Source organism: Kitasatospora sp. NPDC048365, assembly GCF_043200835.1.
In the GTDB taxonomy this organism is placed as follows: Bacteria; Actinomycetota; Actinomycetes; order Streptomycetales; family Streptomycetaceae; genus Kitasatospora; species Kitasatospora terrestris.
Window position 1 is genome coordinate 67,130 of record NZ_JBICYJ010000041.1, and the last position, 13,535, is coordinate 80,664.

Here is a 13,535-nt window from a genome sequence, read left to right on the forward strand (position 1 = left end):
CCCCTGAGGTCACACCCGACTTCTACGCTCCGAGCATCTGATAACAAGAGTCCGAAAGACGTGACGATGCTCTTCATCTCCCTCCTGCTGCTGGCCGCCGGCCTGGTCGTCCTGGTGCTCCGTCGCCGCGGCGTGGTCCGGGGCCGGGCGGCGACCGCCGGCGGCATCCTGACCGGCGTGCTGGGCGTCCTGCTCGGCGTGACCACCTTCGTCCACGTGGTGGAGCCGTACGAGGTGGCCGTGCCCACCACGCTCGGCAAGATCGGCGGCACCTGGCAGCCCGGGCTGCACCTGAAGTCCCCGCTCACCGACGTGACGAGCTTCTCCACCCGCCCGTCCGACCTGAACCTCAACGGCAACGACACGGTCGAGGTCCGCTCCTCCGAGGGCGGCGTGCTCTACGCCGACCTCACCGTGAAGTGGTCGATCGACCCGCAGCACACCCTCGCCCTGTACAAGCTCGCCGGCAGCGCCGAGGCGGTGCAGCAGCGGCTGGTCTACCCCGACAGCCGCGAGATCGTCCGCAACGTCTTCGCCAAGCACACCGGCGTCGAGGGGTACACCTCCCAGCGCGAGGCCATCGCCGCCGAGATCGAGAAGCAGATCACCGACCGGCTCGCCCCGCGCGGCATCCTGGTCAACGGCGTCAACCTGCGCAACGTCAAGCCCAGCGACAGCCTGCAGCACGCGATCGAGGCGAAGATCCAGCAGGACCAGGCCACCGCCCAGGCCGAGGCCGCCGTCCGCACCGCCAAGGCGGAGGCCGAGAAGCGGAAGATCGACGCCGACTCCACCGCCGCCGCCAACGCGGCGATCGCCGGCTCGCTGACCGACAAGCTGCTGCTCAGCCAGTGCATCGAGGCCTTCAAGGCCGCCGCCGAGAAGAACCCGGTGTACGCCAGCCCCTGCGGCAGCGGCGGCACCCCGGTGATCGTCGACTCCACCAAGCGCTGACCGCGGCGGCCCGCCGTCGGGCCGCCGTCGGGCCGCCGTCGGGCCGCCGTCGGGCCGCCGCCACAAGCGCAGGCGCGGCCGTCCCCGGCCCTCGCTGCGTCCTGCCGCACCCTTGCCCCGTCTTCCACGCCCTCGCCGCGTCGCTCCGCGCCCTTGCCGCCGGACGGCGGTGAGGGCGTGGAATGCTTCTCGTACGAGGCGCGACGGCGGAGGTGCCGCGGTGACAGCAGGGCTTGGCGAACGGTCCAACGGGGAGACCGACGCGGTGGTGGTCGGCTCCGGCCCGAACGGGCTGGCCGCCGCCCTGGCCCTCGCCGCCGCAGGCCTGCGGGTCGAGGTGTACGAGGCCGCCGACACCCCGGGCGGCGGTACCCGGACCGCCGAAACCACCCTCCCCGGCTACCGCCACGACCTCTGCTCGGTCGCCCACCCGATGGCCCTCGCCTCACCGTTCTACCGGGCCTTCGGCCTCGCCGACCGGGTCGAGCTGCTGCAGCCCGAAGCCGCCTTCGCCCAGCCGCTGGACGGCCGCCCGGCCGCCGTCGCCTGGCGTGACCTGGACCGGACCGCCGCCGGCCTCGGCCGGGACGGCCGGGCGTGGCGCGCGGTCTTCGGCCCCCTCGTCGACCACTGGCCGGACCTGGTCGACACCGCCCTCTCCGACCAGCGGACCCCACCCACGACGCCGCTCACGAAACCCCTCACCGCGCTGCGACTGCTGCTGCGGGTCGCCGAGTTCGGCACCCCCGCCTGGACCGCCCGGTTCCGCGAACCCGCCGCCCGCGCCCTGCTCGCCGGCGTCGCCGCCCACGCGATCCAGCCGCCTCGCACCCTCCCCGCGGCAGGCGCCGGACTGCTGCTCGCCACCCTCGGACACGCCGTCGGCTGGCCCGTCCCGCGCGGCGGCAGCCAGGCCATCGCCAACGCCATGACCGCCGAACTCGCCCGGCTCGGCGGCCGGATCCACACCGGTCGGCCGATCGACCGCCTCACCGACCTGCCCCGGGCCCGCGCCGTCCTGCTCGACACCAGCCCCGCCGGACTGCTCCGCATCGCCGGTCCCGCCCTGCCCGAACGCCACGCCCGGCAGCTGCGCGCCTTCCGCTACGGCGCGGGCGCCTGCAAGGTCGACTTCGCGCTCTCCGGACCCGTCCCGTGGACCGACCCCGACTGTGCGTACGCCGGCACCCTGCACCTGTCCGGCACCCAGGAGGAGACCCTCGCCGTCGAACGCGAGGTCGCCGCCGGCCGGCACCCCGAGCGCCCGTACGTGCTCGCCGTCCAGCCCGGCATCGTGGACCCCACCCGCGCCCCCGCCGGCCGCCACACCCTCTACACCTACGCGCACGTCCCGCACGGATCCACCGTGGACGTCGCCGACGCCGTCACCGCCCAGGTCGAGCGCTTCGCCCCCGGCTTCCGCGACCTGGTCCTCGCCCGGCACACCACCACCGCCGCCGACCTGGCCCGGTACAACGCCAACTACGTCGGCGGGGACATCAGCGCCGGCGCCATGACCCTGCGCCAGACCGCGTTCCGGCCGCGCCCCGCGCTCGACCCCTACCGCACCCCGCTCCCCGGGCTGTACCTGTGCTCGGCCTCCACCCCACCCGGCCCCGGCGTCCACGGCATGTCCGGACTGCACGCCGCCCGGCGGGCACTGCGCCACACCTTCCACCTCGACGCCGACCCGCTCGCCCTCCTCACCGACCTCCGGACCTGAGGCCGACCGGCTGGGCGGCTCGTTGGGCGGCTGGGCGGCTGGGCGGCCGGCCGACGATCAGCGCAGCCGCGGCGGACCCAGCAGATCGAGCACGGTGACCCACTCGAACGGCGCGTCGTCGTCCGCGGCTGTCCGTGGTTGTGCCTGCTCCTTCGCCGGGAAGCGAACACCCATCCCGGACAGCCGCTCGACCGCCGCCCGGTACGCCGGATGGGCGGCCAGCGCGGCGTTCACCCGTGGATGCACCGCCGTCGGAACACCCAGTCCGTACGCCTCGCACAGGATCGCCAGCGCCAGGGTGTCCGCGATACCCGCCGCCCACTTGTTGACCGTGTTGAACGTCGCCGGAGCCACCGCGATCGCGTCCGGCGGCGGCAGCGGCCGCGACGCTCCGGGCGCCCGCCACTCGCAGCGCACCGGCAGACCGGTCTGCGCCTCCAGCGCCGCCCGGTCGACGATCGCCAGGGAGTTCGGCGTCGCCACCACCCCCACCCGCCAGCCCCTGCCCCTGGCCGCCTCGATCAGCTCCGACACCCCCGTCGCCACCCCCGCCGCACACACCACGACGTACAGGAACGGCTCACGCTGCGCGTCCACCCCACGACTCCCCTCGTCCGCCGGCTCGCGATCCCTGCCCGACCGCCGCGAGTCTAGGCGCGGCCCACCGCCGCCCTGCCGGTCAGCCTTCGGACGGAGCGGCGTCCGGCGGTGGCGGGGTCGCGGGTGGCGGGCTCCCGGGTGGACTCCCGGGTGGCGGAGTCGCGGGCGGACTGTCGGGCGGACTCCCCGGCGGGGGCGGGGAGGAGAGCTGCTGGGTGACGACCACCTCGGCGGGGCGCAGCAGGTGGTCGCCGACCCGGTAGCCGGCGCGGACGATCTCGACACAGACCGGTCCGTCTCCCGCCACAGCGGTGCCGTCGTCGCCGGGCGCCCGGTCCACCGCGTCGTGGCAGGTCGGGTCGAACGGATCACCGGGCTCACCGACGGACTCCAGCCCGAGCGCGCCGAGCCGGCTCTCCAGCAGCTCGGCGACGGCGCGCAGCCCGCCGGTGAGGCGGCCCTGGGCGCGGGCGGCGTCCAGCGCGTCGAGCACCGGCAGCAGCCCGGCCAGCACGTTGGCAACGGCGGCCTCGCCCACCACGAGCCGGTCCCGGTGGACTCGCTTGCGGTAGTTCGCGAACTCCGCCTGCAGTCGCTGCAGGTCCGCCGTCCGCTCGGCCAGCAGCCGTTCGATCCGATCACCACCGGGGTCGGTCATCGCCGTCCGCCTCCTCAGCCCTCCCTCTCCGGCATAGGCACCGCCGGCAACCGTGTCAAGGCGGGGCTACGGGAGCACACCCGCCAGCACCAGCAGGGCGCAGACCCCGAGGTTGACCGTCCGGTACGCCAGGAACACCGCCAAGAACTCCCGGATGGTCGCGCTCGGCCAGAAGTACGCGGCGGTCGGCGAACCGACCACCTGGCCGTTGATCCCCGCCTTGCGTGCGAGCAGCGCGGCGCGGAAGGCGTGGAAGTTGTTGGTGACCACCACGCAGAGGTAGTCCGGTTTCTCCCGGGCCATGATCACCTGCGAGAAGGTGAGGTTCTCCTCCGTGTTGCGCGAACGGTCCTCCCGCTCGATCCGGTCGTCGGGGACGCCGCGCTCCAGGAGGTAGTCGGCCATGGCGTGGGACTCCGGTACCCCCTCGTCGGGCCCCTTCCCACCGGAGGCGATGATCACCGGGGCCCGGCCGCGGAGCGTCTGCGCCTCGTACAGCAGTCGCCCCCGGTCGAGCCGGCCGGCGAGCAGCGGGGTGACCCGAACGCCGCCGGCCAGGCCCGCACCGAGCACCACCACGTAGTCGACGTCCTCGCGCGGGGTGAGCCGGCCGTACAGGAAGCCGTAGCCGATGAAGCAGAGGAACAGGAACGAGAGGTAGCTGGCCAGCAGGAAGACCGTCCTGGCCGCGACCACCAGGGCGTGCGAGTCGGCCTGGGTGGCGGCGAGCAGCAGTCCGACGACGCCGAGGATGCCGAGGCCGGCGAGGAGCGACAGCAGGTTGGCGAGCCGGCGGCCCTCCTTCTGGATCATCTTCACGCCGTTGGCGATCAGCAGTCCGGCCAGGACCAGGGTGCCGACGGCGGGCAGCAGCACCATCGCGACCAGGACGAGTTCGGCGGCGACGGAGTCGGCCCGGCCGAGCTCGACCAGCATGGCGAGGGCGGTGAAGGTGACGGTCAGCCCCAGCAGGACGGCGTTGCTGAACCGTCGGGGGTCGCGCAGGACCCCGCCGATGAACAGCGCCAGGAAGATCGCGGCCGGGGCGTAGACCAGCAGGCCTGTCATTGTCGGCGCCCCCGCTGTCTCGGTTCCGTCGAAGTCGTCGGCTCGGTCGAAGTGGTCGGTGCAGTCGGTGCGTCGACGTGGTCGGTGTGGTCGATGTGGTCGGTGCCGTCGATGTGGTCGGTGCCGTCGAGGGTGTCAGCGGGCCGCAGAACCCGCGTTCTCCCGGGCCGGGTGGTCCTCGGGCAGGCCCTCGGCGAGGTCCTCGGCGAGCAGGCGCTTGGCAATGGTGTCGGCGGCGGCGCGCAGCTCGGCACTGCGCGGACGGCCCCGGTCCTCCTCCAACCGCTCGTTCAGCCAGTTCGACCAGGCCTTGGTGATCGCGGCGGCCTCCCGGTCGCCGGCCTCGGTGTGGGCGTAGAACCCGTTCTGTCGGCTCAGGTAGCCCTCCTGGACCATCCGGGTGAACGTCGGCTCCAGCACCTCCGGGGGAATGCGGCGGCGGGCCGCGATCAGGTTGATGTTGGCGTGGCCCACGGCGCGGGTGAAGAACTCGACCTGCATCACCGCCCAGGCCCCGGCAACGTCCAGCCGGGTGCCGGAGGATCCGACCACCCGGCGCGCGGTGTCCATGCCCACCTGTCGGATGATCTTGCCGACGGCCAGCTCCAGCACCTGTGCGGAGTCGCCGGAGGTCGGCTGGGCGAAGCCCTCGCCCATGTCGGCGGAGCTGGCCCTGGCGGTGTCGCGCAGCTTGACCTGCTTGAGGAAGAGCGCCACCACGAAGCCGATCAGGGCCACCGGGACGGTCCACAGGAAGACGGTGTGCAGGGAGTCCGCGTACGCGTCGATGATCGGGGCGGCTTGGTCGGGCGGCAGCGCGTGCAAGCCCTGCGGGCTCTGTGCCGCGGCGGCGAGTTCCTGCGGGTCGGCGCCGGTGGTGCGGGCGGCCTCGGCGACGCCCTGGGCGAGGTTCGGCTTGAGGGAGTTGACATAGATGGTGCCGAAGACGGCGGTGCCGAAGGAGCTGCCGAGGGTGCGGAAGAAGGTGACGCCGGAGGTAGCGGTGCCGAGGTCCGTGTAGTCCACGGTGTTCTGCACGGCGATGGTCAGCACCTGCATGCACAGGCCGATGCCGACGCCGAGCACGAACATGTACAGCGAGGCCAGCCAGGCGCTGGTGCCGGCCCGCATCAGCGAGAGCAGGTAGAGGCCGAGGGCCATGACCAGCGAACCGATCACCGGGAACCAGCGGTACTGGCCGGTCTTGGAGACGACGTTGCCGCTGAACACCGAGGCGATCAGGAGGCCGATCACCATCGGCAGGGTGCGCACGCCGGAGATGGTCGCCGAGTCGCCGTCGACGTACTGCAGGAAGGTGGGCAGGAAGGTCATCGCGCCGAGCATCGCGAAGCCGACGATGAAGCTGAGGACGGAGCAGACGGTGAAGACCGGGTTGCGGAACAGCCGCATCGGCAGCATCGGCTCGGCCGCGCGGGTCTCCGCCCAGCAGAACCCCGCGAGTGCGAGCACGCCGACCACGAACAGACCGATGATCATCGGCGAGCCCCAGGCGTACTCGTTGCCTCCCCAACTGGTGGCCAGGATCAGTGCGCTGGCGCCGACCGCGACGAGAGTGATGCCCAGGTAGTCGATGACCGGCCGGGCCACCGACCGCACCGCCGGGATGTTCCGGGCCGCCGCGATGACCACCAGGATCGCGATCGGCACGTTCACGTAGAACGCCCAGCGCCAGGTCAGGTGGTCGGTGAACAGGCCGCCCAGCAGCGGGCCGATCACCGTGGCCACACCGAACACCGCGCCGATCGCGCCCTGGTACTTGCCCCGCTCGCGCAGCGGGATGACGTCGGCGATCAGTGCCATCGAGGTGACCATCAGACCGCCGGCGCCGACGCCCTGCATCGCCCGCCAGGCGATCAGCAAGGACATGTTGGTCGCCAGGCCGCACAGGAACGAGCCGGTGATGAAGACGATCGCCGAGACCTGGAAGACCACCTTGCGGCCGAACAGGTCACCGAACTTCCCGACCAGCGCGGTGGTGACGGTCTCCGCCAGCAGGTACGAGGTCACCACCCAGGACATGTGCGAGGCGCCACCGAGGTCCGCGACGATCGTCGGCAGCGCGGTGCCGACGATCGTCTGGTCCAGGGCAGCCAGCAGCATGCCGAGCATGATGGTGCCGAAGACGATGTTGCGCTGCCGCCGGTCGAGCACGGGCGGCGCCGACGACGGACTGGCGGGTGCGGTCTCGCTGGTGGTGGTCACCCTCGCATCGTCACACCGGTGATCGTCCGCCGCCCGTCCGCAGGTCCGGCTCGGTGACGGTGTGTCCGGACCGGCTTGGGCCCCGACAACTTCCGGCGATCCGTCTGACACAGCGTCGGGGGTCCACCGCGTTAAACGGTCATGGACCGCACAACAACCACTGCGCCAGGTCACCTGGACTTCCGGGAGTTCGCTGCGGCGAGGGGGCGCCACCTGGTCAGAACCGCTTATCTGCTGACCGGTGGCGACGCACACCTCGCCGAGGACCTCGCCCAGGAGGCCCTCGGCCGGGTCTACGGCCGCTGGCGGAAGGTCTCCCGTCTGGAGAACCCGGCCGGCTACACCCAGACCGTCCTGGTCAACACCTTCCTGTCGTACCGGCGACGCCGCAGCAGCGGGGAGCACGTCACCGACACCTTCGCCGACGCCGCCGCCCCGGAACCCGATCCGGCCCTGCGGATCACCCTGCTGCAGGCGCTCTCCGAGCTGCCCGCCCGGGACCGGGCGGTGCTGGTACTGCGCTTCTGGGAGGACCGCAGCGTCGAGGAGACCGCCTCCGCCCTGCACCTGACCGCCGGAGCCGTCCGCTCCCGCAGCAGCCGCGCCCTGGCGCGCCTGCGGGAGCGGCTGGGCGCCGATTCGCTTTCGATGCTGAGGAGCTGACCGATGGTTGTCGACGCATTCGAGGAAGAGTTCGCCAAGGCACTGCGGAACTCCGCCGAGCTGGCGCCGGACCCGCCGGGCGAGATGCTCGCCCGCGTCGCCGAGGCCCGCGGCCAGGCCAGGCGGGGACGCCGCCGGGCCGCCTCGGTGGCAGGCGCCGGAGTGCTCGGTGTGGCGCTGCTGGCGTCCGCCGGCCACCTGGGTCTGCCGTTCCCCGGCGGGGACGGGGACAAGGTCAAGCCGGGCGGCCCGCGCGGCCGGATCACCGGTACGTACATGAGCCAGACCCTGCGTGCGCTGCTGCCCGCCGGCGGGATCAGCGACGAGCAGGGCTACGGCATCGGGCAGATGGCCATGCCCGACATGGGACCGACCGCCTGGCTGCAGTTCGACGACGGCCAGGGCTCGGTACAGGTCAACCTGTCCACCGACCGGGTCGACCTGCCGATCGGCGCCGACACCCGGGGCACCCGGTGCGAGGACCCCTACGACACACCGATCGAGAGCTGCGACCGGACCGTCCGCCCGGACGGCTCGATCGTGGTGGTCACCAAGCAGTTGCCGCGACCCCCGGCCGACGAGCGCATCTGGATCGCCGTCTACACCGGCACCGACGGACGCCAGGTCCGTCTCTCGGAGCGTGACTACCAACAGAACGGCACCTCTTCCGGTCGTACCCAAATGCCACTGACACCCGAACAGCTCACCTCTGTGATCACCAGCTCCACCTGGGATCCGCTGTTCGAGGACTTCCGGCGCGGCGCCACCGGCCGGCCGGCCGCACCCGAGCCGGTCGGCGCCGCACCCAAGGACCTGCTGGCCACCCTCCGGCAGCTCCTTCCGAACGGCGTCACCCCGGGCGAGCCCGGTCCGCAGGACACCCCTGACCGGGCTCACCTGCCCGTCACCGTCGCGGACCGCACCGGCAGCCTCGTCGTCCAGATCCAGCCGAAGTGGGCGAACACCGAGAAGAAGCGCAGCTCGTTCGGCACGGAGAGCGGGCAGCAGGACCTGGTGCGCGCCGCCGACGGCACCGTCTCGGTGATCCGGCTCACCGGGACGTCCAAGGGCCAGCCCGAGCCGGTGCAGTACTGGGAGGCCGAGGTGCTCCGGCCCGACGGCACGCTGGTCACCCTCGCCCAGGTCAACAGCGCCACCTGGTACGGCGCCAAGCCCGGCACTCCGGTGCTGACCATCGAGCAGCTGCGCGCCATCGCACTCGACCCCACATGGGTGCGGTGAACCGTGGCGGTCAGCTGCGGCGGCCGGCCTGGGCGCTGAGCCCCGCCGGTAGGCACTGCCGGTGAGCCCCGCCGGTGAGCCAAAGGCGCCGAGTAGGGGGCGCCGAGTGGGGAGTGACTGCCCACAATGAGGGGATGGAGCGTCAGGACCGTCCGGAGTGTCTGTTCTGCCAGGTGATCACCGGGGAGGTGGCGGTGCACCTGGTGCTCCAGGACGAGGCGGCGGTGGCGTTCCTCGACCACCGGCCGCTCTTCCCCGGGCACGTGCTGGTCGTGCCCCGGACGCACGTGGAGACCCTCACCGATCTGCCGGAGGACCTGGTCGGCCCGTTCTTCGAACGGGTCCGCGAGGTCACGGCAGCGGTCGAGGCCGGGATGGCTGCGGCGGGCAGCTTCGTCGCCGCCAACAACCGGATCAGCCAGTCCGTGCCCCACCTCCACGTCCACGTGGTGCCCCGCAACCGCAAGGACGGCCTGCGGGGGTTCTTCTGGCCGCGCACCCGCTACGGCGGCGACGCCCAGGCCGCCGATACTGCCGCACGGATCCGCGAAGCACTCCGGTCGGAGAGCTAGAGGACGGTTATGGACAGGGGGCGGGTGCCGGCGGGGAGGCGGTGGGTGTCGCCGCTGGCGAGGTCGATGACGGTGAGGCCGTTCCAGTAGCCGTCGCGGGTGAAGCCGCCGGTGACGTAGGCGGTGCGGCCGTCGGGGCTGGTGGCGGCGGTCTCGTGGGGGCCGTCGAGGGGATAGAGCCGCTCGGTGCCGTCGGGGTTGCGGACGGTCAGCGAGGGGCCGGCGTCGGTGGCGGGGTCGATCGGCCCGGTGCCCACGACGAGGAGGCGTCCGTCGGGGGCGAGGGCGACGCCGTGCTGGTGGGTGTTGGCGGTCATCGGCTCGATGGTGGTGCGGCCGGTGGCGGGGTCGACGACGGCCAGCCGCTCCCCCTCGAACGGGAGCAGCAGTCTGCCGTCGGAGGGACGGACGACGGTGTAGTGCGGCTTGAGCCAGGACCCGAGGCCGCCCTCCGTGCCGTACGGGGCGACTTCGATCCGCCGGGGAACGAGTGTGGCGGTGGGGACCACGGTGACGTCGAAGGAGTCGTGGTCGGTGGCGTAGACCGTGGCGCCGTCCGGCGAGACGTCCACGTCGAAGGGGCGGCGGCCGACCGGGACGGTGTCGGTCACCTTGCGTGCCGCGGTGTCGACGACCTCCAGGACGCCGTCGCCGCCGGGCACGTTCACCCCCACGTACGCGCGGCCACCGTCCGGGGAGAGCGCTATGCCCATGCCACCGCCGCGGTACTCACCGGTGGTGACGCGGCCGGTCGCCGTCCGGTACGGAATCAGGTCGAGTCGGGTGCGGGACGCGGTGTCGACGACGGCGACACCCTCGGCGGTGGCGACCCATGCACGGCCGGCACCGTCGACCGCCAAGCCGTAGGGGGCGGTGCCGACCTTGACGGAGCCGATGGCGCCGCGTTGCGGGTCTACGAAGGTCACCGTGTCCGCACCGAAGTCGGTCACCAGGAGCGTGCCGGTCGGGGTCGGTGCGGCAGGGGTGGCCGGTGCGGTGGGAGAGGTCGCTCCGGCGGGAGAGGTCGAGGACGGGGCTGCGGCGGTGGAGGGCGGGGACGCCGCCGAAGGCGAGGCGGCCGGGCCAGGTGCACAAGCGGTGACGAGGCCGGCCATGGCCGCGACGGGGACGATCAAGGTGCGAAGCACGCGGGGACGGGGGCGGGGCTCGCTGGGGGCGGGCCGCTTGCGCATCATCTGGACACCTCCGGGCTTCTCCTCGGTTGGTGCCACCATCCTGGTCCGACGGTCGGTACCCCCACATCGACGGACCGGCTCCGTTGCGCTCCCGGATCGGTCGACACCCATGTCAACCGATCGGTGGACGCGCGGGCCGGCCCGGATGCGAGATGGTCTAGAGGCCGAGCAACGCGGGGTCCGAGGCGAGGGCACGCAGCGGTTCGCGGGGGTCGGCGACCAGACGGCGGGCGTTGAGGTCCAGGATGCCTCCGACCACGTCGAACTCGGCAGCGAGTACACCGTCGGTGCGGGTGATCCGCTGCTCCAGGCTGAAGGTCTTCCCCTCCGCCCAGATGAAGGCACAACTCACATCCACCTCGTCGCCGGCGCGCAGCTCGCGGCGGTACTTGATGGTGGTCTCCAGGACTACCGGCCCGACACCCTTGGAGAGGAGGTCGGCCTGGCGGATGCCCGCCGCCTGGAGGTGCTCCCAGCGGGCGTGCTCGGCGTACTGGAGGTACACGGCCTGGTTGAGGTGGCCCTGGGTGTCGGTCTCGTACCCGCGGACGGTGATCCGTACGGAGAATGCCTCGTCGCTCATGTCTCGGCACGCTACTCCCGACGGTCCGTCAGCGCCGTGTCCGGCATCACGTGCCGCCCGGGGTACCGGTCCGACCTGCGGGTCCGTCAGGAATGCCGGCCTCGACCGGGAGATCGGGGCCGTCGGGGAGGTCCCGCCTGTCAGGAAGGGCACCGGCACCGGGGAGGTCACGGGCGTAGAGGAGGTCACGGGCGTCGGGGAGGGCGCATGCATCAGGGAGGCCACGGAGGCGGGAGGGGTCGGCCATCACATTGATCTCGACGATCCGACCGTCCCGGACGGTCAGGCTCACGACGGCTTGCGGGTGGCCGCCCGGAGCAGCGAGGAGACCGGGCTCACCGTTGATCAGGATGCGGCAGGAGCCGTCGGCGAGCCCGGCGAGGGCAAGCGCTTCGCGCGCGACCGCCTCGGCGCCACGAACCACCCGCGAGTGGCCGATACCGGGTGGCACCCCGGAGTGCCCCGCGGGGGGCTGGGACTGCTGCTCAGCCATCGCCCGCTCTCCTCGTGGTCGGTACGGCAACAGGGCCGGTCGGCCGACGGCTGGTCGGTCCGTTACCGGGGCGACGGAGTGGAACCGGCAGATGTGACGGCGGTACGGAATGCGATCGGGGAGGTGCCAGTCCGTTGATGGAAGTACTTGGCGAAGTTGGCGGCGTCCGCGAAGCCGAGGTGCTCGGCGATCCGGGCGGCGGAGCGGTCGCTGTGCGCCAGCAGGCGCTTGGCCTCCAGGATCACCCGGCGGTCGACGAACTCCTTCGCGCCGACCCCGGCCGCCGCCAGGGTTGCCCGGGAGAGCGTGCGCGGCGAGTAGCCGAGGGCCCGCGCGTAGTCCTCGACCCGGCGGGTGCGGGTGTAGTCGCGTTCCACGGCCTGGCGGAACCGCAGGTACGTCTCTCCCGGCTCGACGGCTCCGGCCCCGGCCGGCGCCGTGAGATGGGCGAGACGCAGCACGACGGCGGCAAGCAGGTGCCGCAGCAGCGCGAGGTGGACGTCGGCGGGCAGCGCCCCGCCGGAGTCGAACTCGCGGTGCAGGTGGCGGACGGCGTCGTCGAGGGCGTCCCGGTCCTCGCCGAACGGCTGCTGCACGGCAGGCGCGAACGGATCGTCGAGCCGGGCGGAGGCAACCGTCGCGGGGTCGGGGAAGCCCGGTTCGAACAGCACCAGCGTCCCCTCGGCCCCGGTGAGCCCGCCCCACTGCTGGACCTGACCGGGCCGTACCCACAGCCACGTACCGGGTTCGAGCGTGTAGCCGGTGAAGTCGACGGTGTGGCACAGCGTGCCGGTGTCCAGCGTGAGCAGATGGTGGAAGGCAGGCCGCTGGGGCCGGAAGAAGGCGTCGCCGGGGTGGCGTCGGCGCAGCTCGGCCAGGGTCATCACCTCGACGCCCGCCGGGGTGCCGGGCGGAGCGGCGAACGGGACTTCCGGAATCTCCGGTCCGCGGGTCCGCTGCTGAGCCTGTCGCATTCTCACCACATCCGCTGCCAGGCTACCTCTCCGTCGGCCCCCTCCGGCGCGCGCCCGTACCGCTACGGGTTCCGTGCGTCAGTACCATCGCCGCATGGTGATCATGTACGAGTGGCGCGACGGGTTCACGGACGGGGAGTTGGGCGAGCTGCACGCGGCCGGCTTCGGCTACCGGCCGACCGCCCACGGGTGGGGCGAGCAGGTGCGGCGGCACAGCCTCGGCTGGGTGTGCGCCCGGGAGGCGAGCGGGCGCCTGATCGGGTTCGTCAACGTCGCCTGGGACGGCGGACGGCACGCCTTCCTGCTGGACACGGTGGTGGCACCGGATGCCCAGCGCGGTGGGATCGGCTCCCGACTGGTCGCGGAGGCTGCGCGGGAGGCCCGTGCGGCTGGATGCGAGTGGCTGCACGTGGACTTCGAGCCGGAGCTGTCGGCGTTCTACCTCGTCGAGTGCGGGTTCCGGACGACAGCGGCCGGGCTGCTCTGCCTGACCGACTGACTGTGAGGATGTAGATGGCACCGCTTGGCGGTCTGACCCTCCGACTGACTGACACCCCGGGCTGTCCTTGGCTGGAATCGTCGGCCG

Annotated in this window: 14 protein-coding genes; 6 read left to right on the forward strand and 8 right to left on the reverse strand. The window is 72.6% G+C overall.

Annotated features, from left to right (window positions below; genetic code table 11):
- Positions 1-66: 66 nt before the first annotated feature.
- Positions 67-954, forward strand: a complete 888-nt coding sequence (locus ACGFX4_RS32185; protein ID WP_393082002.1) for a prohibitin family protein — start codon at positions 67-69, stop codon at positions 952-954.
- Positions 955-1,174: 220 nt separating this feature from the next.
- Positions 1,175-2,677 (forward strand): phytoene desaturase family protein, encoded by a 1,503-nt coding sequence (locus ACGFX4_RS32190; protein ID WP_393081970.1) that lies wholly within the window; start codon positions 1,175-1,177, stop codon positions 2,675-2,677.
- Between the two features lie 57 nt (positions 2,678-2,734).
- On the opposite strand, the gene ACGFX4_RS32195 is transcribed toward ACGFX4_RS32190, so the two are convergent.
- From ACGFX4_RS32195 to ACGFX4_RS32210, 4 genes are all read right to left on the reverse strand, one after another.
- On the reverse strand, positions 2,735-3,274 hold the full coding sequence (locus ACGFX4_RS32195) for a flavoprotein (protein ID WP_393081973.1): 540 nt from the start codon (positions 3,272-3,274) through the stop codon (positions 2,735-2,737).
- Between the two features lie 82 nt (positions 3,275-3,356).
- The gene (grpE, locus tag ACGFX4_RS32200; protein ID WP_393081976.1) at positions 3,357-3,935 is read right to left on the reverse strand and encodes a nucleotide exchange factor GrpE; all 579 of its coding nucleotides are present in this window, start codon (positions 3,933-3,935) and stop codon (positions 3,357-3,359) included.
- Between the two features lie 66 nt (positions 3,936-4,001).
- Positions 4,002-4,994 carry a YdcF family protein gene (locus ACGFX4_RS32205; protein WP_393082004.1) on the reverse strand — a complete coding sequence of 331 codons (993 nt, stop codon included), beginning with the start codon at positions 4,992-4,994 and terminating at the stop codon, positions 4,002-4,004.
- Between the two features lie 144 nt (positions 4,995-5,138).
- Entirely contained in the window at positions 5,139-7,226 is a 2,088-nt protein-coding gene (locus tag ACGFX4_RS32210) for an MDR family MFS transporter (protein ID WP_393081979.1), read from the reverse strand.
- 141 nt (positions 7,227-7,367) lie between these two features.
- On the opposite strand from ACGFX4_RS32210, the gene ACGFX4_RS32215 reads away from it, so the two are divergent.
- From ACGFX4_RS32215 to ACGFX4_RS32225, 3 genes are all read left to right on the forward strand, one after another.
- The gene (locus ACGFX4_RS32215) at positions 7,368-7,889 is read left to right on the forward strand and encodes a SigE family RNA polymerase sigma factor (protein WP_393081982.1); all 522 of its coding nucleotides are present in this window, start codon (positions 7,368-7,370) and stop codon (positions 7,887-7,889) included.
- Between the two features lie 3 nt (positions 7,890-7,892).
- Positions 7,893-9,131 (forward strand): hypothetical protein, encoded by a 1,239-nt coding sequence (locus tag ACGFX4_RS32220; RefSeq protein ID WP_393081984.1) that lies wholly within the window; start codon positions 7,893-7,895, stop codon positions 9,129-9,131.
- A gap of 134 nt (positions 9,132-9,265) precedes the next feature.
- Complete coding sequence (locus ACGFX4_RS32225) at positions 9,266-9,703, forward strand: HIT family protein (RefSeq protein WP_393081988.1); 438 nt, start codon at positions 9,266-9,268, stop codon at positions 9,701-9,703.
- On the opposite strand, the gene ACGFX4_RS32230 is transcribed toward ACGFX4_RS32225, so the two are convergent.
- The 4 genes from ACGFX4_RS32230 to ACGFX4_RS32245 form a co-directional block, all read right to left on the reverse strand.
- Entirely contained in the window at positions 9,700-10,896 is a 1,197-nt protein-coding gene (locus ACGFX4_RS32230) for a hypothetical protein (RefSeq protein ID WP_393082006.1), read from the reverse strand. The genes ACGFX4_RS32225 and ACGFX4_RS32230 overlap by 4 nt on opposite strands.
- A 160-nt stretch (positions 10,897-11,056) precedes the next feature.
- Entirely contained in the window at positions 11,057-11,482 is a 426-nt protein-coding gene (locus ACGFX4_RS32235) for an acyl-CoA thioesterase (protein WP_393081991.1), read from the reverse strand.
- 46 nt (positions 11,483-11,528) lie between these two features.
- Positions 11,529-11,975, reverse strand: a complete 447-nt coding sequence (locus ACGFX4_RS32240; RefSeq protein WP_393081993.1) for a hypothetical protein — start codon at positions 11,973-11,975, stop codon at positions 11,529-11,531.
- Between the two features lie 62 nt (positions 11,976-12,037).
- Positions 12,038-12,949 (reverse strand): helix-turn-helix domain-containing protein, encoded by a 912-nt coding sequence (locus tag ACGFX4_RS32245; RefSeq protein ID WP_393081995.1) that lies wholly within the window; start codon positions 12,947-12,949, stop codon positions 12,038-12,040.
- A 94-nt stretch (positions 12,950-13,043) separates the two neighbouring features.
- On the opposite strand from ACGFX4_RS32245, the gene ACGFX4_RS32250 reads away from it, so the two are divergent.
- Positions 13,044-13,448, forward strand: coding sequence for a GNAT family N-acetyltransferase (locus ACGFX4_RS32250; RefSeq protein WP_393081997.1), 405 nt, complete (start codon positions 13,044-13,046; stop codon positions 13,446-13,448).
- Positions 13,449-13,535: the final 87 nt, after the last annotated feature.

What these genes read in the sequence shown, in the direction of transcription:
- ACGFX4_RS32250 (WP_393081997.1), top strand. Translation starts at nt 13,044, where the DNA reads ATGGTGATCATGTACGAGTGGCGCGACGGGTTCACGGACGGGGAGTTG.
- ACGFX4_RS32240 (WP_393081993.1), bottom strand. Translation starts at nt 11,975, where the DNA reads ATGGCTGAGCAGCAGTCCCAGCCCCCCGCGGGGCACTCCGGGGTGCCA.
- ACGFX4_RS32245 (WP_393081995.1), bottom strand. Translation starts at nt 12,949, where the DNA reads ATGCGACAGGCTCAGCAGCGGACCCGCGGACCGGAGATTCCGGAAGTC.
- ACGFX4_RS32220 (WP_393081984.1), top strand. Translation starts at nt 7,893, where the DNA reads ATGGTTGTCGACGCATTCGAGGAAGAGTTCGCCAAGGCACTGCGGAAC.
- ACGFX4_RS32225 (WP_393081988.1), top strand. Translation starts at nt 9,266, where the DNA reads ATGGAGCGTCAGGACCGTCCGGAGTGTCTGTTCTGCCAGGTGATCACC.
- grpE (WP_393081976.1), bottom strand. Translation starts at nt 3,935, where the DNA reads ATGACCGACCCCGGTGGTGATCGGATCGAACGGCTGCTGGCCGAGCGG.
- ACGFX4_RS32235 (WP_393081991.1), bottom strand. Translation starts at nt 11,482, where the DNA reads ATGAGCGACGAGGCATTCTCCGTACGGATCACCGTCCGCGGGTACGAG.
- ACGFX4_RS32215 (WP_393081982.1), top strand. Translation starts at nt 7,368, where the DNA reads ATGGACCGCACAACAACCACTGCGCCAGGTCACCTGGACTTCCGGGAG.
- ACGFX4_RS32185 (WP_393082002.1), top strand. Translation starts at nt 67, where the DNA reads ATGCTCTTCATCTCCCTCCTGCTGCTGGCCGCCGGCCTGGTCGTCCTG.
- ACGFX4_RS32230 (WP_393082006.1), bottom strand. Translation starts at nt 10,896, where the DNA reads ATGCGCAAGCGGCCCGCCCCCAGCGAGCCCCGCCCCCGTCCCCGCGTG.